Source organism: Pseudomonas sp. B21-047 (assembly GCF_024748775.1).
Taxonomy (GTDB): domain Bacteria; phylum Pseudomonadota; class Gammaproteobacteria; order Pseudomonadales; family Pseudomonadaceae; genus Aquipseudomonas; species Aquipseudomonas capeferrum.
This window is the reverse complement of record NZ_CP087169.1, coordinates 5,365,713-5,383,669: the sequence shown is the minus strand read 5'-3', so window position 1 is coordinate 5,383,669 and position 17,957 is coordinate 5,365,713. Positions and strand designations below refer to the sequence as shown.

The 17,957-nt window shown below is 64.5% G+C and carries 17 protein-coding genes and 1 riboswitch; of the genes, 11 read left to right on the top strand and 6 right to left on the bottom strand.

Annotated elements, in window-relative coordinates:
- Positions 1-16 precede the first annotated feature (16 nt).
- Genes LOY26_RS24390 through LOY26_RS24375 form a run of 4 tightly spaced genes read right to left on the bottom strand, consistent with a single transcriptional unit; the run spans position 17 to position 3,386 of the window.
- Positions 17-985 (bottom strand): hypothetical protein, encoded by a 969-nt coding sequence (locus tag LOY26_RS24390; protein WP_033701848.1) that lies wholly within the window; start codon positions 983-985, stop codon positions 17-19.
- A gap of 37 nt (positions 986-1,022) precedes the next feature.
- Entirely contained in the window at positions 1,023-1,835 is an 813-nt protein-coding gene (locus LOY26_RS24385) for an aldo/keto reductase (RefSeq protein ID WP_033701847.1), read from the bottom strand.
- Positions 1,832-3,007 (bottom strand): FAD-binding oxidoreductase, encoded by a 1,176-nt coding sequence (locus tag LOY26_RS24380; RefSeq protein ID WP_186652790.1) that lies wholly within the window; start codon positions 3,005-3,007, stop codon positions 1,832-1,834. Before LOY26_RS24380 ends, LOY26_RS24385 begins: the two co-directional genes overlap by 4 nt.
- Before the next feature lie 46 nt (positions 3,008-3,053).
- Entirely contained in the window at positions 3,054-3,386 is a 333-nt protein-coding gene (locus tag LOY26_RS24375) for a multidrug efflux SMR transporter (RefSeq protein WP_033701845.1), read from the bottom strand.
- An 85-nt stretch (positions 3,387-3,471) separates the two neighbouring features.
- Between LOY26_RS24375 and LOY26_RS24370 the strand changes: the two genes are divergently transcribed.
- Positions 3,472-4,362, top strand: a complete 891-nt coding sequence (locus LOY26_RS24370; protein ID WP_258714195.1) for a LysR family transcriptional regulator — start codon at positions 3,472-3,474, stop codon at positions 4,360-4,362.
- Positions 4,363-4,373: 11 nt separating this feature from the next.
- Positions 4,374-5,645, top strand: coding sequence for a lipid IV(A) 3-deoxy-D-manno-octulosonic acid transferase (waaA, locus tag LOY26_RS24365; RefSeq protein WP_258714194.1), 1,272 nt, complete (start codon positions 4,374-4,376; stop codon positions 5,643-5,645).
- 51 nt (positions 5,646-5,696) lie between these two features.
- Here the strand turns inward: waaA and LOY26_RS24360 are convergent, their stop codons facing one another.
- Positions 5,697-7,130: a TolC family outer membrane protein gene (locus tag LOY26_RS24360; protein ID WP_186652780.1), complete on the bottom strand. Its 1,434-nt coding sequence runs from the start codon at positions 7,128-7,130 to the stop codon at positions 5,697-5,699.
- Between the two features lie 160 nt (positions 7,131-7,290).
- A riboswitch (TPP riboswitch) is annotated at positions 7,291-7,396 on the top strand.
- Positions 7,397-7,552: 156 nt separating this feature from the next.
- Between LOY26_RS24360 and thiC the strand changes: the two genes are divergently transcribed.
- Both thiC and cytX read left to right on the top strand, forming a co-directional pair.
- The gene (gene thiC / locus LOY26_RS24355; RefSeq protein ID WP_033701840.1) at positions 7,553-9,433 is read left to right on the top strand and encodes a phosphomethylpyrimidine synthase ThiC; all 1,881 of its coding nucleotides are present in this window, start codon (positions 7,553-7,555) and stop codon (positions 9,431-9,433) included.
- A gap of 176 nt (positions 9,434-9,609) precedes the next feature.
- Complete coding sequence (cytX, locus tag LOY26_RS24350; RefSeq protein ID WP_186652776.1) at positions 9,610-10,893, top strand: putative hydroxymethylpyrimidine transporter CytX; 1,284 nt, start codon at positions 9,610-9,612, stop codon at positions 10,891-10,893.
- Here the strand turns inward: cytX and LOY26_RS24345 are convergent.
- Positions 10,862-11,608 (bottom strand): RsiV family protein, encoded by a 747-nt coding sequence (locus LOY26_RS24345; RefSeq protein WP_258714193.1) that lies wholly within the window; start codon positions 11,606-11,608, stop codon positions 10,862-10,864. The genes cytX and LOY26_RS24345 overlap by 32 nt on opposite strands.
- Positions 11,609-11,793: 185 nt before the next feature.
- On the opposite strand from LOY26_RS24345, the gene LOY26_RS24340 reads away from it, so the two are divergent.
- The 7 genes from LOY26_RS24340 to LOY26_RS24310 all read left to right on the top strand — a co-directional run bounded on the left by LOY26_RS24340 (position 11,794) and on the right by LOY26_RS24310 (position 17,957).
- Complete coding sequence (locus LOY26_RS24340) at positions 11,794-12,411, top strand: NUDIX domain-containing protein (RefSeq protein WP_033701837.1); 618 nt, start codon at positions 11,794-11,796, stop codon at positions 12,409-12,411.
- Entirely contained in the window at positions 12,402-12,854 is a 453-nt protein-coding gene (locus LOY26_RS24335; protein ID WP_027592506.1) for a DUF1249 domain-containing protein, read from the top strand. Before LOY26_RS24340 ends, LOY26_RS24335 begins: the two co-directional genes overlap by 10 nt.
- Before the next feature lie 85 nt (positions 12,855-12,939).
- Positions 12,940-13,746, top strand: a complete 807-nt coding sequence (gene cpdA / locus LOY26_RS24330; RefSeq protein ID WP_258714192.1) for a 3',5'-cyclic-AMP phosphodiesterase — start codon at positions 12,940-12,942, stop codon at positions 13,744-13,746.
- Positions 13,747-13,897: 151 nt separating this feature from the next.
- Positions 13,898-14,506, top strand: coding sequence for a YqiA/YcfP family alpha/beta fold hydrolase (locus LOY26_RS24325; RefSeq protein ID WP_186652774.1), 609 nt, complete (start codon positions 13,898-13,900; stop codon positions 14,504-14,506).
- A gap of 48 nt (positions 14,507-14,554) precedes the next feature.
- Positions 14,555-16,459: a DNA topoisomerase IV subunit B gene (gene parE, locus LOY26_RS24320; RefSeq protein ID WP_033701834.1), complete on the top strand. Its 1,905-nt coding sequence runs from the start codon at positions 14,555-14,557 to the stop codon at positions 16,457-16,459.
- The gene (locus LOY26_RS24315; RefSeq protein ID WP_186652772.1) at positions 16,456-17,442 is read left to right on the top strand and encodes an esterase-like activity of phytase family protein; all 987 of its coding nucleotides are present in this window, start codon (positions 16,456-16,458) and stop codon (positions 17,440-17,442) included. Before parE ends, LOY26_RS24315 begins: the two co-directional genes overlap by 4 nt.
- Complete coding sequence (locus LOY26_RS24310; RefSeq protein WP_186652769.1) at positions 17,439-17,957, top strand: TIGR02281 family clan AA aspartic protease; 519 nt, start codon at positions 17,439-17,441, stop codon at positions 17,955-17,957. The genes LOY26_RS24315 and LOY26_RS24310 overlap by 4 nt, the downstream gene beginning before the upstream one ends.

Here is a 17,957-nt window from a genome sequence, read left to right as displayed (position 1 = left end):
CGTTGCGGCCCCAGTGTTACTTGTGCAACGAAGTCCGCGCCTTGGCCAGCAATGCCCGCGCCTTGTCGCCAAACCGCTGCAGATGTGAAGCCCGCCCGGGCTTGGCCTCCACCAACCCTTGCTGCTTCACCCAATCCCGCCAGCGAATCCGCTCATCCCTGACCACCCAACCTTCTTGCCGGGCAAAGCTCTCGGCCAGGTACAGCCCGCGTGTGCTCGCCGGCACCAGCTCGTCCTTTTTCAGCGTGTAGAGTTCGGCCAACGGTTGCCCGTCCTTCAAGGGCATCAGGTACAGGTCCGGCCGTTTGCGATTGAGCCGGGCCACCAACTGGTCGCCTTCCAGGCGTTCATCGACATGGAACAGGCTGAGCTTCTTGGCGTCCCTGGGCACCTGCAGGCGCATGTCATAGATGAGCTGCAACGAGGCGGTCGGCAAGTGCACATAGGCCCGTGGCCGTTCGAGCAGCATCAGGTTGGCGCAGTGCACCGGCCGTGCGGCACCAGACTCCGGCGTCAGCACAAACGGCAGCGCTTCGCGGTAGTGCAGAGCGGCGGCGTAGGGGGCCGGCAGCCAGGTGTCATTGAAACGCCCACCCAGCCAGCCTTCCGGGGTTTCCAGCAGGCATTCTTCGGCCACTTCCTGCACGGCGGTGTGCAGTGGCAAGTTGAGTTCTTGGGCGGGGACATAGCCAGAAATCAGCTTCAGCACCACGTCGCCGCGGTCCTGGCGCCGCTGACGCACCAATACCCAGTAGTCACGGTTTTGCCAGTGCAGGGTCAGGCGTACCGAGACACCCAGGTTGGCAAGCTCGGCCACGAAGCGCTGCGTGTCGGGCAGCTGGATGGCACGGCGCCGCTGTTGGGTCTGGGCGAAGTTCAGCGGCATGCCGATGCTTTGGTAAACCAGGCCTTCGGCGGTGGCCTCGACATGCAGCGGCAGTGTCTTGAAGTTGCTCGGGTTCTTGCGGATCAGCGTTCGCGGCACGAGGTCCCTCCTCCTGTCGGACGCCCGCGAGGGCGGCTCAATGCTGGCCCAGAATTCGGGCGACGGTGGCCACGTTATGGGCCAGGTGCAACGGATTGATGGTGCCGACGATAGCACTGCTGACGCCCGGGTGGGAAAACAGCAGCTCGAAGCTGGCCTGCACCGGGTCGACCCCGGGTGCCAGGCAGATGTGCCCGCTGGCCAGGGCCTTCTTCACCAGGATCGCCTTGCCGTGTTCGGCAGCGTAGTCCAGCACCGGGCGTTCTGCCTGCTCGTTCAGGTTATAGGTGACCATGGCGCAGTCGCCCTGTTCCAAGGCCTTGAGGCCACCTGCGACGGTCTTGCCCGACAGCCCGAAGCCAAGGATCTTGCCTTCTTGCTTAAGGGCCGCAAGTGTCTGGTAGACCTCCTGCTGCTCGAGGATCGCCAGGTCATTGCCGTCGGAATGCACCAGCACCAGCTCGATGTGGTCGGTTTCCAGGCGGCGCAGGCTGCGCTCCACAGAGCGGCGGGTGTGGGCGGCGCTGAAGTCGAAGTGCGAGCTGCCGTTGTCGAACTCTTCACCCACCTTGCTGACGATCACCCACGCATCACGCTGGCCGCGCAGCAGCGGGCCAAGGCGCTCTTCACTGCGGCCATAGGCCGGCGCGGTGTCGATCAGGTTGATGCCTAGTTCGCGGGCCTGGGCCAGCAGCATGCGGGCTTCGTCATCATCGGGGATGGTGAAGCCGGTGGGGTATTTCACGCCTTGGTCGCGGCCAAGCTTGACCGTGCCCAGGCCCAGGGGCGAGACCTTGAGGCCGGTACTGCCCAGGGGGCGATGGAAGTCGTGCAGGGTCGGCAGGCTCATGGCAGCAGTCGCTCCCAGGCAGGCACGCCCAGCGCAGGGCGCGGCAGGCCACTGAGGTCGGGCTGGGCGCCTGGGCGGATGCCGTCGCGTTCAAACATGGCGATTACCCGGTCGCTGAAGTCCGGTGCCAGCGCCAGCTTGGTCGGCCAGCCCACCAGCAGGCGTTGCTGGTCGGCGATAAAGGCGTTGTCCGGGCGCACCAGGCCCGACTGCGCGGGCTCGGCGCGATCCACGCGCAGGGTTGCCCAGCGGACCTGACCTTGGTCGACCCAGGGCAGCAGGTTGGCGATTTCCTTTTGCGCCGCGGCAATCTGCGCGGCCGGCTCGCGGGCCACGCCATCGGCCTCGGCCAGGTCGCCGCCGAGGTACCAGACCCACTGGCCATCGGCCGCCGGGTGGGTGGTAATGGTGACCCGTGGCTTGGGCCCGCCGCCCAGGCAGTGCGCATACAGCGGCTTGAGGTTCGGCCCCTTGGCCATGACCATGTGCAAGGGGCGGCGCTGCATGGCCGGCTGGCTCAGGCCTAGCGCATGCAACAGGTCTTCGGTGCCGGCGCCGGCGCTGAGCACGATACGCTGCGCGCGGATTTCACGGTCGTCCACGCGCAAACCCACCAGCTCATCGCCGTCACGCAGGGGTTCGATGCGCTCGCCGGCGAGCAGGCTGTCGCCGGCCAGTTCGGCCAGGTTGGCCAGCAGGCTGGGCACGTCGATGACCAGTTCCGCCAGGCGATAGACCTTGCCCTTGAAGGCGCGGTCCTGCAGGGCCGGCGGCAGTTGCTCGCCCTTGACCTGATCGACCCGGCCGCGCACGGCCTTGCTGGCGAAGAAACTGGTGAGGTTGCCGGCCAGGGTGCCGGGGGACCACAGGTAGTGTGCCTCGGACAGCAGGCGGGTGTTGCCCAGCGGCAGTTCGCCATTGCCCGCCAAAGCCTCGCGCCAGCGCCGCGGCATGTCGGCGATGGCTTCCGAGGCGCCGGTCAGGGCGCCGTGCAGGGCGTACTTGGTGCCGCCGTGGATGATGCCCTGAGACTTGATGGTCTGCTCGCCACCGAGGCTGGCGCGCTCCACCAGCACGGTCGAAAAGCCCTGACGGCGCAACCGGGCATTGAGCCAGAGGCCTGCGACCCCGGCGCCGACGATCAGTACGTCAGTGGAAATGGCGGTTGGCATGGCGGTACCTCGAAGACTGGGACAGCTGGCAAGTATACAGCCCGTATCAATGCCCGGCAGTCTTCGAGAACAGCTGAATCACCACCACCCCACCGACGATCATCGCCATGCCCAGCATTGCCGGTACATCCAGCTTCTGCCCATAGATCACCAGTGCCGCCACACTGATCAGCACAATGCCCAGCCCCGACCAGATGGCATAGGCGATCCCCACCGGAATGCTGCGCACCACCAGGGTCAGCATCCAGAACGCGATGCCGTAGCCGACCACCATCAGCAGCAACGGCAGAGGCGTGCTGAACCCCTTCACCGCTTTCATGGAGGCAGTGGCGATGACTTCGGCGCAGATGGCGATGGCGAGGTAGGTGTAGGCGTTCATGGCGATTCTCCGGTGACTGGTCGGGCATTCTAGGCGTTGCCGGGATGGGGTAAAGTCATTACCTATCACCCATGGAGATAGGTTGATGGCCGAACAGTGGAACCTCGAGCAACTACGCACTTTCGTGCGCGTTGTTGAACTGCGCTCGTTCTCCGCCGTTGCCCGTGAACAGCGCAAGGCCCAGTCGGCGGTGAGCAACGCCATCGCCCTGCTGGAGGCGGACCTGGGCGTAACCCTGTTCGAACGCAGCAGCGGCCGCCAGCCCAAGCTGACCGAAAACGGCACCGCGCTGCTGGAGGACGCCCGTGAACTGCTGCGCCAATGCGAACGCCTGGACGGGCGCGCCTTGGCCCTGATGCGCGGGCAGGAAGCCCTGTTGCGGGTCGCCCAGGACGAGGCGATGCCTTATCAGCCCGTCATCGACAGCCTGGACGAGCTGGCCAGTCGCTACCCGTACCTGGAAGTGCAACTGGCCAGCGCCGCCCAGGGTGATGTGGCGCGCAAGCTGGTGGAGCGGCGCGCCGACCTTGGCCTGTTTTTTCATCATGAAAGCATGCCGGCGTCGCTGGAGCGCCGTGCCCTGGGCAGTGTGGAAATGGTCACGGTGTGCGCGGTCGGCCATCCGCTCGCGGAGCAGGCGAGGGTCAGCTGCCAGCAGTTGGCACGCCACCGGCAGTTATTGATCACCCCGCAGCAGAGTGGCTACCCCGGCGGCGAAGCGATCAGCCCGCAGGTCTGGCGCGCCGACAGCTTCTACGCCATGGCTGAACTGCTGATGCGCGGCCTGGGGTGGGCCTGGCTGCCCCGGCATGTGGTGCAGTACCCCACCTACCAGGCGCAAATGGTCGAGCTTGCCAGCGAGTGGCGGCCGCCGGCGCTGGTCGTCGAGCTGGCCTGGCGCCGTGACGAGCCGTTGGGGCCGGCCGCGCAATGGCTGGCCGAGCGCTTTGCGGTGCACCTGCGCGCGATCGGGTAAACTTCGCCGCCATGAACAGAACTCTCTATACCTTGCTGTTTCACCTGGGCCTGCCACTGGTTGCGCTGCGCCTGTTCCTGCGGGCGCGCAAGGCACCGGCCTACGGCCAGCGCATCGGCGAGCGCTTCGCCTTCAACCTGCCAGCCATGCAGCGGGGCGGCATCTGGGTGCATGCCGTGTCGGTGGGTGAAAGCATCGCCGCCGCACCCATGGTGCGGGCGCTGCTCAAGGCCTACCCAGGCCTGCCGATCACGCTTACCTGCATGACGCCGACCGGTTCCGAACGCATTCGCGCCATGTTTGCCGATGAACCGCGCGTGCAGCATTGCTACCTGCCCTACGACCTGCCATGGGCCGCCGGGCGTTTTCTCGACCATGTGCAGCCGAAGCTGGGCATCATCATGGAAACCGAGTTGTGGCCTAACCACATCAACCAGTGTGCCAAGCGGGGCATCCCGGTGGCGCTGGCCAATGCCCGGTTGTCCGAGCGCTCCGCCCGTGGTTATGCGCGTTTCGCCAAGCTGACCCGGCCGATGCTCGCCGAGATGAGCCTGATCGCGGTGCAAACCGACACCGAAGCGCAGCGCTTTCGCAACCTGGGCGCGCTGCCTGCGTGTGTGCAGGTGACCGGTTCGATCAAGTTCGACCTGAAGGTCGATGACCAACTGCTGCCGCGCGCCAGGGCGCTGCGCGAGCAATGGGGCGCAAGCCAGCGCCCGGTGTGGATCGCCGCCAGCACCCATGAGGGTGAGGATGCCTTGATCCTGCAGGCCCATCGGGCGTTGCTGCAGGTGCACGGCGATGCCCTGCTGATCCTGGTGCCGCGCCACCCTGAGCGGTTCAACTCGGTGCATGCCCTGTGTGCCGAGCAGTTCGCCACCGTGCGCCGTTCAACCGATGCCGCAGTCGATGGCCAGACCCGCGTATTGCTCGGCGATACCATGGGCGAGTTGCTGTTCCTCTATGCGCTGGCCGACATCGCCTTCGTCGGCGGCAGCCTGGTTGCCACTGGCGGGCACAACCCGCTGGAACCGGCAGCGCTGGCATTGCCGGTGATCATGGGGCCACATGTGTTCAACTTCCTTGAAATCAGCGCGATGCTGAAGGCAGCCGGGGCGTTGCAGCAGGTCGAGGATGTCGAAGGGCTGGCCGAGGCGGTACGGCGGCTGATCGAATTGCCGCAGGATCGTCAGCGCATGGGCGAGGCGGGCAGGGCGGTGATGCAGGCCAATCAGGGGGCCTTGCAGCGGTTGCTGGATGGGCTGGGTGCACTTATTCGCTGATTCTGGTTCTGGCTTCCTCGCGGTTTTACCCGCGAAGAAGCCCTACGCATCTCAAGGCCTGCGTTCGAAGTTCTTCGCTGCAGCTGCCGCCAGGTCTGGTGGCAGGAAGTCCTTGTCCGGGTTGTAGTCCGGTTTCAGATACCGCCCCAGGTCCTGCAGGTCTTGCGGGCTCAGGGTGCCGGCCGCTTGCTTGAGGCTCAGGTTGTCGAGAATGTAGTCATAGCGGCTGTTGTTGTAGTCACGCACCGAGGTGTACAGCTGGCGTTGGGCGTCAAGCACGTCGACGATGTTGCGGGTACCGACCTGGTAGCCGATTTCGGTGGCTTCCAGCGCGCTCTGGTTGGAAATGATCGACTGCTTGCGCGCCTGCACCTGTTCCACATCGGTATTCACCGCACGGTGCAGGTTGCGCGTGTTCTCTACCACCTGGCGGCGCAGGCTTTCGCGCTGTTGCTCGCTCTGGCTCAGGCGCTGGTAGGCCTCGCGCACTTGCGAACTGGTCAGGCCGCCGCTGTAGATCGGAATATTCAGCTGCAGGCCGACGCTGGTCTGCTCGACGTCGCCGCTGTAACGCACGCCCAGCTGCGAAGGGTTGGTGAAGCCGAGGCTGTCGTTGTCACCCTTTTGGTACTTGGCCACCGCATCCAGGGTCGGGGCATGGCCGGCCTTGCGCTGGCGCAGGGTTTCTTCAGCGGCGCTGACGGCGTAGTTGGTCGCCAGCAGGTTGAGGTTCTGCCGCCCGGCGGTCTCGACCCAGGCTTTGGCATCGTTGGGCGTGGGCACCTGAATCGGCAGGGTGTGGACAACGCCCTGGATCGACGCGTATTCGCGGTTGGTCAGGGTCACCAGGGCTTCGAAGGCATCCTGTACCTGGCGCTCGGCGATGATCCGGTTGGCGCGGGCGGTGTCGTAGCTGGCCTGGGACTGCAAGACGTCGGTCTTGTCGGAAAGGCCCACGTCGAAACGCTCGTTGGACTGGTCGAGCTGGCGCTTGAAGGCTGATTCTTCAGCCTTGGTCGCGGCCAGGTTGTCCTGGGCGCGCAGCACCGCAAAATAGTTTTGCGCCGTCTGTAGAATGAGGTTCTGCTCGGTGGCCGACAGCTCAAGCGCTGCCTGCTCGTTGACCGCCTCGGCGGCCTGCAACTGGAACCAGCGGTCGGCACGGAACACCGGCTGCGCCAGGGTCGCACTCCAGGCGTTGCCGCTGCGGTTGGAAGTCATCGACGGTTCGTCGAGCTTGGTACGGGTGTTCAACATTTCGGCACCGGCCGACAGGTTCGGCAGCAGGCCGGCGCGGGCCTGCGGTACCACCTCGCGGCGGGCGCCATAATCGGCGCGGGCCGCTGCAAGGTCGGCGTTGTTGTCGACCGCCTCCTGGTAGACGCTGACCAGGTCGGTCTTCACCGTCATGGGCACATCCGCTGCCCAGACCACTCCGTTGGACGCACAAGACACGGCTATCGCCAGTGAGAGTTTGCGCAGCATAGAGGCAATCCTTGTACGAAATTTAATTACTGAACTGTTGAGTATCGAGCGATGGGCCAGTGTAGTGCCATGCGCCCCTGGCAACAATCGCTCAGTGCGCCTTTCATCATCCCCGCATTTACCCGCTTGGCTTTGCCGGCCACTCCAGTCTAGACTGCGCATGTTCTTGTCGGGGTGCCTTGTTGCAAAGGCTGAGATCGGAAGTTCCGGATCCCGTTGAACCTGATCAGGTTAGCGCCTGCGTAGGGAACAAGATTGCTCGCTTTCCCGGTGAGCCTCTTGTGCCAGGTCCGGGATTGTCGCCGCTGTAAAAAGCGCTAGGCACCCCCATGTCCGGCACTGCATCCATCTCTGGGTGCGTCCGCGTCTTTCAGGTTCTCCCCGACATTCCATCCGCTAGGAAGCTGTCTGGAGAGCCCGTGATGAGCAAACAAGAAAAAACGATCAACCTCAGCGAATCGGCACAAGTCGATCAGCAGTCCGTGCAACCGTTCCCCCGTTCGCGCAAGGTTTATGTCGAGGGCTCTCGCCCGGACATCCGCGTGCCCATGCGCGAAATCAGCCTGCACGACACCCCGACCGACTTCGGCGGCGAAACCAATGCCCCGGTGCTGGTCTACGACACTTCCGGCCCTTACACCGACCCTGACGTCATCATCGACGTGCGCAAGGGCCTGGCCGACGTCCGTTCGGCCTGGATCGACGCCCGCGGCGACACTGAGCGCCTGGGCGGCCTGACCTCGAACTTCGGCCAACAGCGCCTGAACGATGCAGAGCTGGCCAAGCTGCGCTTCAACCACGTGCGCAACCCGCGCCGCGCCAAGGCTGGCGTCAACGTCTCGCAGATGCACTACGCCCGCCAGGGCATCATCACCGCCGAGATGGAATACGTGGCCATCCGCGAGAACATGAAGCTGCAGGAAGCCCGCGCTGCCGGCCTGCTCGACCAGCAGCACGCCGGCCACAGCTTCGGCGCCAACATCCCGAAAGAAATCACCCCCGAATTCGTCCGCGAAGAAATCGCCCGCGGCCGCGCGATCATCCCGGCCAACATCAACCACACCGAGCTGGAACCGATGATCATCGGCCGCAACTTCCTGGTGAAGATCAACGGCAACATCGGCAACAGTGCGCTGGGGTCCTCGATCGAGGAAGAAGTGGCCAAGTTGACCTGGGGCATTCGCTGGGGCTCGGACACGGTCATGGACCTGTCCACCGGCAAGCACATTCACGAAACCCGCGAGTGGATCATCCGTAACTCGCCGGTGCCGATCGGTACCGTGCCGATCTACCAAGCCCTGGAAAAAGTCGGCGGCGTCGCCGAAGACCTGACCTGGGAGCTGTTCCGCGACACCCTGATCGAGCAGGCCGAGCAGGGCGTGGACTACTTCACCATCCATGCTGGCGTGCTGCTGCGGTATGTACCGCTGACCGCCAAGCGTGTCACCGGCATCGTCAGCCGGGGTGGCTCGATCATGGCCAAGTGGTGCCTGGCGCATCATCAGGAAAACTTCCTGTACACCCACTTCGACGAAATCTGCGAAATCATGAAGGCCTACGACGTCAGCTTCTCGCTGGGCGACGGCCTGCGCCCGGGCTCGATTGCCGACGCCAACGACGCTGCACAGTTCGGTGAGCTGGAAACCCTTGGCGAATTGACCAAGATCGCCTGGAAGCACGACGTGCAGTGCATGATCGAAGGCCCAGGCCACGTGCCGATGCAGTTGATCAAGGAGAACATGGACAAGCAGCTGGAATGCTGCGACGAGGCGCCGTTCTACACCCTCGGCCCGCTGACCACCGACATTGCGCCGGGTTACGACCACATCACCTCGGGTATCGGCGCGGCGATGATCGGCTGGTTCGGTTGCGCCATGCTCTGCTACGTGACGCCCAAGGAGCACCTGGGCCTGCCGAACAAGGACGACGTCAAGACCGGCATCATCACCTACAAGATCGCCGCCCATGCCGCCGACCTTGCCAAGGGCCACCCGGGCGCGCAGATTCGTGACAACGCCTTGTCCAAGGCGCGTTTCGAGTTCCGTTGGGAAGACCAGTTCAACCTTGGCCTGGACCCAGACACCGCTCGCGCGTACCACGACGAAACCCTGCCCAAGGAGTCGGCCAAGGTCGCGCACTTCTGTTCGATGTGCGGGCCGAAGTTCTGCTCGATGAAGATCACCCAGGAAGTGCGTGAATACGCCGCCAAGATCGAAACCGTGGACGTGACGGTTGCAGATGGCATGCGTGAGCAGGCCGAGCGGTTCCGCCAGGAAGGCAGCCAGCTGTACAAAAAAGTCTGACTGCAAAACTGCCCTCTGTAGGAGCGGCCTTGCGTCGCGAAAAGGGGCGCGAAGCGGCCCCGGCACGATCAGCGGCGAAGCTGAAGCCGGGGGGGCGCTTCGCGCCCCTTTCGCGACGCAAGGCCGCTCCTACAGCGACCGTGTTCAACCTCCTTTAATGCCGAGTGTCTGCCAGCATGACCACCCCCAGCCAATTCTCCCCCGACCACCCGGTCCCCATCCCGCAACGCATCTTTGGCGCACGTGACCTGTTCGCGCTGTGGTTCTCCCTCGGCATCGGCCTGATGGTGCTGCAGGTCGGCGCCATGCTGGCCCCAGGCCTGGGCCTTGCCGGCGCGGTACTGGCCATCGCGCTGGGCACCGGTGTGGGTGTGTTGTTGCTGGGGGCTGCCGGGGTTATCGGCAGCGACACCGGCCTTTCTGCCATGGGCACCCTGCGCCTGAGCCTGGGCAGCCATGGCGCGCGTTTGCCGGCACTGCTCAACCTGTTGCAACTGGTCGGTTGGGGCGCCTTCGAAATCATCGTCATGCGCGATGCCGCCAGCCTGCTGGGCGCGCGGGCCTTCGGTGAAGACAGTGCCTGGAACAGCCCGGTGCTGTGGACCCTGTGCTTCGGTGCGCTGGCCACTGTGTTGGCCGTCAGCGGGCCACTGGCTTTCGTGCGCAAGGTGCTGCGCGCCTGGGGTATCTGGTTGTTGATGGGCGCTTGCCTGTGGCTGACCTGGAACCTGTTTGCCAAGGCCGACCTGGCTGAGCTGTGGGGCCGCGCCGGGGATGGCTCTATGTCGCTGGCGGTGGGTTTTGACATCGTCATCGCCATGCCGCTGTCCTGGTTGCCGTTGATCGCCGACTACTCGCGCTTCGCCCGCAATGGCAAGCATGTGTTCGGCGGCACGGTAGTTGGGTACTTTATCGGCAACACCTGGCTGATGAGCCTGGGCGTGGCCTACACCCTGGCCTTTGCCGCCAGTGGCGAAGTCAATGCCTTGCTGCTGGCCCTGGCTGGCGCCGGCATGGGTATTCCGCTGCTGCTCATTCTGCTGGACGAGTCGGAAAAGGCCTTCGCCGACATCCATTCGGCAGCGGTTTCAACCGGTGTGCTTTTGCCACTGAAGGTCGAGCACCTGGCGCTGGCCATCGGCGTGCTGTGCACCCTGATCGCCCTGCTGGCGCCGCTGGCCCAGTACGAAAACTTCCTGCTGTTGATCGGTTCGGTGTTCGCACCGCTGTTCGGCGTGGTGCTGATGGACCATTACGTGATCCGCCGCCGCCGCTTGCCGGCGCAGGTCGATGGCTTGCACTGGCAGGCGTTGCTGGCCTGGGCCGCGGGGGTGGCGGCTTATCATCTGATCGCCGCGCAAGCGCCGGACCTGGGGGCGACCCTGCCAGCGCTGGTGCTGGCAGGTGTGCTGCATGCGCTACTGAGCTTCAGCCGCGGCCGGGAAACAGCTCAGGCTTGATCACGCCGTTCAGGCGCGGGTAGGGGATCTTCAGCTCGACGTGGCCCATGGAGTAGGGCGCGATGGCATAGACCTCATACTTGACCACCACCGCGCCGTACGTCAGGGCGACGTGCGGCGACTTCTTGAAGGGCCAGGTCTTGATGAATTCGGCGTCCTTGTCCATGCCCACGCTGATCATCCACGCGCGGTGCGACTCTTCGACGGTTTTCCAGAAGGTCTCTTCCTGGCCTGGCACCAGCATGTCCTGCAGGGTCAGGACCTTGTCCAGCTTGCGCGAATAGTTGATGAAGCCACGCCCCGGCATGCCGTGGGCACCCCCGCTGTCCAGGTAGCTGGACAGTTCGATGATCACCAGTCCGTCATGTTGCTCGCGTACCTTGGCCTGCAGGTAGCTGCTGTTGCGCTTGTCGGCGCTGGCCAGGTACTGCTGCTCGTACGCCTGCAAGGTGGTTGGCGCGGCGCCGCGCTGGTTGTCTTCGGTCAGTTGCAGCAGGCGCTGTTCGACGATGCCATCGAGCTTGGGTAGGGCCGGGAAGTGAATGGTGTCGATGTTCACCAGGGGGCAGTCGCTTTCGCTGCAGCCGGGCTTGACGTGCTCCCAGGCGTCACGCTTGACCTCGAGCGGTGCCCGGTAATTAGGCGTGAGCAGGCTCTGGCAGGCACCCAGGGCCAGTGCCAGCACGGCCACGGAAGTCAGTTTGACAAGTGTCATGATGATCCTTGCAGAACAGGGAAAAGTCGGCCTTTGACCGTCGGCGCGGCCTTCAGTTCGCCACTAAGCTAACAGACAGAAGGCGCGCTGTCCCGAGTGCGCGAACGGTTGCTGGAAACGGATGAAAGAGGCCGGCAGGCGGAGTAGGATGGCGCGAAGCGGTAAATGAGGTAACGAGGATTTCTATGTCAGACACGCTCAATTCAGTCCCCAAGGCGGTCGAGATCGTCAAGCGGGCCAACTGCTTCCAGGGCTTCTACAAGCTCGACAAGGTGCACCTGCGCCACGAACTGTTTGCCGGGGGCATGGGCCGCGAGATCAGCCGCGAACTGTTCGTGCGTCATGATGCGGTCTGTGTGCTGCCTTATGACCCGCTACGCGATGAAGTGGTGTTGATCGAGCAGTTTCGTGTCGGCGCCCTCGACAAGGTCGCCAACCCGTGGCTGATCGAGATGGTCGCCGGGCTGATCGACAAGGACGAGCAGCCTGAAGAGGTGGCACACCGCGAGGCAGAAGAAGAGGCCGGTTTGACCTTCAGCGCCTTGTGGCCGATGACCCGCTACTTCCCGTCGCCCGGTGGCAGTGACGAATACGTCCATCTGTTCCTTGGGCGTTGCACCAGCGAGGGCGCGGGCGGCCTGCATGGCCTGGAAGAAGAGGGCGAGGACATCCGCGTGCGCGTCTGGTCGTTCGAAGATGCCTTGCAGGCGGTACGTGACGGCCGTATCTGCAACGCTGCGACGATCATTGGCCTGCAATGGCTGGCGCTCAACAGAGACGAAGTTCGAGGTATGTGGAAGTGAACCTGCTGCGCGAGCGATATCGGGTCGACCTGGTCGGGCTGCAAGCAGCCTGCGAGGCCAACTACGCCCGCTTGATGCGCTTGTTGCCCGACATGCGCACCACCCAGAGCTCGCGTCGTATCGGCATGACCCAAGGCGATCAGATGCTCGGTGTGCTGGTACTCGATGTGGTGCTGGCCTGCCCGTATACCACCACGTTGCACGTGCGCCAGGAGCACAGCTTGCCGTGGCTGCCAGTGCCGCACCTGGAGGTTCAGGTGTACCACGATGCGCGCATGGCCGAGGTGGTCAGCGCCGAGCACGCGCGGCGCCTGCGCAGTATCTACCCGTACCCCAATGCAGGCATGCACCAGCCCGATGAAAAGGCGCAGCTCAACCTGTTCCTCGGCGAGTGGCTGAGCCACTGCCTGGCCTGTGGTCACGAATTGGCAAGCGTTCGCTGAAATGTGATGTGCGTCGGCTTCGGGTGTTTGCTCGCACCCGTTGCACAGCCATAATTCGTGCTGAATCCGTTCGAGGAGACGGCCGTTGCCGCACCTAGACCCAACCCGCCCCGTGCATGTGGTGCAACTCACCGATGCCCACCTGTTTGCCGACCCGGCCGGCACCCTGCTGGGTCTCAATACCCGGGACAGCCTGCGCCATGTGGTTGCCCAGGTGCAGCGCGAGCAACCGGCCATCGACCTGCTGCTGTGCACGGGGGACCTTTCCCAGGACGCCAGCGTGGCGTCGTATGAAGCGTTCCGCGAGTTGACCGCAGGGTTTGGCGTGGCGACGCGCTGGTTGCCGGGCAACCATGACGAAGCCGGGCTGATGGCCGACATCGCGCAGGGCACGGACCTGGTGCAAGCGGTTACCGATATCGGTGGCTGGCGCATCGTGATGCTCGATTCTGCGGTGGCCGGCGCGACCCATGGCCTGCTCGAAGAGGCTCAGTTGAGCCTGCTTGAGGGTGCATTGAAGACAGCGGGCGAGCGCCATTGCCTGGTGTGCTTCCATCATCAGCCGGTGGACATCGGCTGCGCCTGGATCGCCCCGATCGGCCTGCGCAATGCCCAGGCGCTGTTCGGCATCGTTGAACGTTATCCACAGGTGCGCGGGCTGCTTTGGGGGCATGTCCACCAGCCGTGGGATGAAATGCGCGAGGGGTTGCGCTTGCTGGCCACGCCGTCTACTTGCATTCAGTTCGCGGCGCACAGCGAGGACTTCAAGGTGAGCGAGGAACAGCCGGGCTATCGCTGGCTGCGCCTGCACGCCGACGGGCGGTTGGAGACTGGTGTAGAGCGGGCGCGGGACTTCGACGTGAAGCTGGACTTCGACAGCCCGGGGTATTGACGGCCTTGGGGCTGCTGCGCAGCGGCCCTTCAGGTTGACGAAGAAATTGTTGCGAAAACCCCGCCGCTGCGTCAAAACCCGGCGAACGCGCTACACTGCGCGTCCCTGCGCCTGCCAGATTGGGCGCGAAGCCACAGATTCCGGGGGCAGCATGTCGGGTTCCATCCTCTATATCCATGGCTTCAACAGCTCGCCGCTGTCGAAGAAGGCGCGCCAGCTCGAGGCCGTCATGCAGCAGCTGGGGTTGTCCGAGCGATTGCGCGTACCGGCCTTGCACCATCACCCGCGCCAGGCCATTGCCCAACTGCAAGGCGCTATTGCCGAGTTGGGCGCGCCCCTGCTGGTCGGCAGTTCGCTCGGCGGCTACTATGCCACCTATCTGGCCGAGCGCCATGGCCTCAAGGCCCTGCTGATCAACCCGGCAGTGGCACCGCATCGGTTGTTCGATGGCTACCTCGGCACCCAGCGCAACCTTTACACCGATGAGGCCTGGGAGCTGACTCACGATCACGTGCAGGCCCTGGCCGAGCTGGAAGTGCCCGCCCCCGTGGATGCCAATCGCTATCAAGTGTGGTTGCAGACCGCCGATGAAACCCTGGACTATCGCCACGCCGAGCGCTATTACCGTGCTTGTGCCCTGCGTATCCAGGCCGGTGGCGACCACAGCTTCCAGGGCTTCGTCGAGCGCTTGCCGGCGATGCTGGCCTTCGCCGGTGTTGCCCCGAGTTTGTATGCGGCGCTCGACTTTTCTGTGCTCTGACTTTTGTACTCTGACCTTTTGCATTCACCTGACTGACGACGAGACCCCATGGCCAATCCCAGCGCTAGCGCCTATAACGCAGACGCCATCGAAGTCCTCTCGGGCCTTGATCCGGTCCGCAAGCGACCGGGCATGTACACCGATACCAGCCGACCGAACCACTTGGCCCAGGAGGTCATCGACAACAGCGTCGACGAAGCCCTGGCCGGTCACGCCCGTTCGGTGCAGGTCATCCTCCACGCCGACCACTCGCTGGAAGTCAGCGACGACGGCCGCGGCATGCCGGTGGACATTCACCCGGAAGAAGGCGTGTCCGGGGTCGAGCTGATCCTTACCAAGCTGCACGCGGGCGGCAAGTTCTCCAACAAGAACTACCAGTTCTCCGGCGGCCTGCACGGCGTCGGTATTTCGGTGGTCAACGCCCTGTCGACCCAGGTGCGCGTGCGCGTCAAGCGTGACGGCAACGAGTACCAGATGACCTTCGCCGATGGTTTCAAGGCCAGTGAACTGGAAGTGGTCGGCTCGGTCGGCAAGCGCAATACCGGCACCAGCGTGTACTTCAGCCCCGACCCGAAGTATTTCGATTCGCCTAAATTCTCCATCAGCCGCCTCAAGCATGTGCTCAAGGCCAAGGCCGTTCTGTGCCCGGGCCTGCTGGTCAGCTTCGAGGACAAGGGCAGCGGCGAGAAGGTCGAGTGGCACTACGAGGACGGCCTGCGTTCCTACCTGGTCGACTCGGTCAGCGAGTACCTGCGCCTGCCGGACGAGCCGTTCTGCGGCAGCCTGGCTGGCAACAAGGAAGCCGTGGACTGGGCCTTGCTGTGGCTGCCCGAGGGCGGTGACAGCGTTCAGGAAAGCTACGTCAACCTGATCCCCACCGCCCAGGGCGGCACCCACGTCAACGGCCTGCGCCAGGGCCTGCTGGACGCCATGCGCGAGTTCTGCGAATTCCGCAACCTGCTGCCGCGCGGCGTCAAGCTGGCGCCGGAAGACGTCTGGGAGCGCATCACCTTCGTGCTTTCGATGAAGATGCAGGAGCCGCAGTTCTCCGGGCAGACCAAAGAGCGCCTGTCGTCCCGTGAGGCGGCCGCGTTTGTTTCCGGTGTGGTCAAGGACGCCTTCAGCCTGTGGCTCAACGCCCACCCCGAGCTGGGCATGCAGTTGGCGGAACTGGCCATCAGCAACGCCGGCCGTCGCCTCAAGGCCAGCAAGAAGGTCGAACGCAAACGCATCACCCAGGGCCCGGCGCTGCCAGGCAAGCTGGCGGATTGCGCAGGCCAGGACCCGATGCGCGCCGAGCTGTTCCTGGTCGAGGGTGACTCGGCCGGTGGCTCGGCCAAGCAGGCGCGAGACAAAGAGTTCCAGGCGATACTGCCGCTGCGCGGCAAGATCCTCAACACCTGGGAAGTGGACGGCGGTGAAGTCCTGGCCAGCCAGGAGGTGCACAACATTGCCGTGGCCATCGGCGTCGACCCCGGCGCCGCCGACCTGTCGCAACTGCGCTATGGCAAGATCTGCATCCTCGCCGACGCCGACTCCGACGGCTTGCACATCGCCACCTTGCTGTGCGCGCTGTTCGTTCAGCACTTCCGCCCCCTGGTGGAGGCCGGTCATGTCTACGTGGCCATGCCGCCGCTCTACCGCATCGACCTGGGCAAGGAAATCTACTACGCCCTCGACGAAGCCGAGCGTGATGGCATCCTCGACCGCCTGGTGGCCGAGAAGAAGCGCGGCAAGCCGCAAGTCACGCGCTTCAAAGGGCTGGGCGAGATGAACCCGCCACAGCTGCGCGAAACCACCATGGACCCGAATACCCGGCGCCTGGTGCAGCTGACCCTGGAAGACGTCGAGGCCACCTGCGAGCTGATGGACAAGCTGCTGGCCAAGAAGCGTGCCGGTGATCGCAAGAGCTGGCTGGAAACCAAAGGCAACCTGGCCGAGGTCATGGTTTGATTCGGCTGCTACTTGCCGCTTGCCTTGCACTGTTCGCCTTGCCGAGTTTGGCGGGCAACTGGCCGCAGTTGAAGATGGCCGCCGAGCACCCGATCGAGGGTATGCGCGGCGGCAATCTGTCTGGCCTGGCCCAGTGCCGAGGTGCGCTATGGGGCGTTTCCGACCGTGACGACGACCGCGTTTACCGCTTCGATCAACAAAATGCCGTGTGGCGTGCCCAGCCGCTGACCTTCACCCCGCCGCCGGTACCGGAGAGCGGTTTGCCGTGGGGGCTGAAGTCGCGCAACTGGGCGGCGTCCTATGTCCGCGGTGGTGAACTGGACTTCGAAGGCATCACCTGTGACCAGGCCGGTAACCTTTACCTGGTCAGTGAGGCCCACGCTGCTGTCTTGCAGGTCCCCGTCGAAGGCGAGCCGGACTGGTTGAAGATCGACCCGGCCATGGTACGACAGGCCCGGGCCAGCGGCATGCTGCTGAACTTCAATGCCTTGTTCGAAGGCTTGGCGATCAACCCGGCGGGCGACCGCATCTGGCTTGCCGCCGAGCGCGAGCGCCGGGGGCTGGTGGCGATCGAGCGCCAGCAATCGGTGTGGACGTGCGGGCGCAGCTGCGTGCTGCTGAGCGAGGCCGGGGTCGAGATGCAACCGCCGCAGATGCCCAACGCGCGCGCGCTGTCGCGTGACTTCGCCGACCTGGCCTGGTTCGAGGGCAAGCTGTTTACCCTTGAGCGTAACGCCTACCGCATCTGTCGCCGCGACGCCGACAGCGGCAAGGTCGAGCGTTGCTGGTCGTTTGCCGCCGATGCGCTGGTGGATGCTCGCCGCTATGATCAGCCGTTCGGCCTGGCAGAAGCCCTGGTGATCGACGCCAAAGGCGCCTGGATTGGCCTGGACAACAACAATGGCCGCCGCGCCGATGGCGAGGTGCGGCCGATTGTCTGGCGCTTCGAAGCGCCAGAGGGCGGTTGGAGCGCCAAACCATGAGCCAGGCACCGGGCAAGCGTGCCGGCAAGCTATTGATGATCGTCGCCTGGGCGGCGGCGCTGTTCCTTGCCACGCGCTTTTTCGGTCAATGGGAAGATAGCCAGCGTAATCCCAATACCCAGGTGCGCTCCGAGCACGGCGAAGGCTTTATCGAGGTGCGCCTGCTGAGCAATGGCCAAGGGCACTTCGTGGTGGATGGCGCGATCAATGGCCAGGCGGTGCATTTCATGCTCGACACCGGGGCCACCGACGTGGCGATCCCCGAGGCCCTGGCCAGCGAGCTGGACCTGGCGCGAGGCAGCCCGGTGCTGCTCAGCACCGCAAATGGCCGCACCGAAGGCTACCGCACCCGCTTGACCACCCTGCAATTGGGCGATATCCGCTTGCAGGGCGTGCGCGCAACCGTGGTGCCAGGCCTGGACGGCCAGACCGTGCTGCTGGGCATGAGCGCCCTGAAACAACTTGAATTTACCCAGCGCGGCGGCACCATGCTGTTGCGCCAGAACCTGAAATGA

What these genes read in the sequence shown, in the direction of transcription:
- LOY26_RS24360 (WP_186652780.1), bottom strand. Translation starts at nt 7,130, where the DNA reads ATGCTGCGCAAACTCTCACTGGCGATAGCCGTGTCTTGTGCGTCCAAC.
- parE (WP_033701834.1), top strand. Translation starts at nt 14,555, where the DNA reads ATGGCCAATCCCAGCGCTAGCGCCTATAACGCAGACGCCATCGAAGTC.
- LOY26_RS24325 (WP_186652774.1), top strand. Translation starts at nt 13,898, where the DNA reads ATGTCGGGTTCCATCCTCTATATCCATGGCTTCAACAGCTCGCCGCTG.
- LOY26_RS24310 (WP_186652769.1), top strand. Translation starts at nt 17,439, where the DNA reads ATGAGCCAGGCACCGGGCAAGCGTGCCGGCAAGCTATTGATGATCGTC.
- LOY26_RS24340 (WP_033701837.1), top strand. Translation starts at nt 11,794, where the DNA reads ATGTCAGACACGCTCAATTCAGTCCCCAAGGCGGTCGAGATCGTCAAG.
- waaA (WP_258714194.1), top strand. Translation starts at nt 4,374, where the DNA reads ATGAACAGAACTCTCTATACCTTGCTGTTTCACCTGGGCCTGCCACTG.
- thiC (WP_033701840.1), top strand. Translation starts at nt 7,553, where the DNA reads ATGAGCAAACAAGAAAAAACGATCAACCTCAGCGAATCGGCACAAGTC.
- cytX (WP_186652776.1), top strand. Translation starts at nt 9,610, where the DNA reads ATGACCACCCCCAGCCAATTCTCCCCCGACCACCCGGTCCCCATCCCG.
- LOY26_RS24370 (WP_258714195.1), top strand. Translation starts at nt 3,472, where the DNA reads ATGGCCGAACAGTGGAACCTCGAGCAACTACGCACTTTCGTGCGCGTT.
- LOY26_RS24345 (WP_258714193.1), bottom strand. Translation starts at nt 11,608, where the DNA reads ATGACACTTGTCAAACTGACTTCCGTGGCCGTGCTGGCACTGGCCCTG.
- LOY26_RS24385 (WP_033701847.1), bottom strand. Translation starts at nt 1,835, where the DNA reads ATGAGCCTGCCGACCCTGCACGACTTCCATCGCCCCCTGGGCAGTACC.
- LOY26_RS24375 (WP_033701845.1), bottom strand. Translation starts at nt 3,386, where the DNA reads ATGAACGCCTACACCTACCTCGCCATCGCCATCTGCGCCGAAGTCATC.
- LOY26_RS24380 (WP_186652790.1), bottom strand. Translation starts at nt 3,007, where the DNA reads ATGCCAACCGCCATTTCCACTGACGTACTGATCGTCGGCGCCGGGGTC.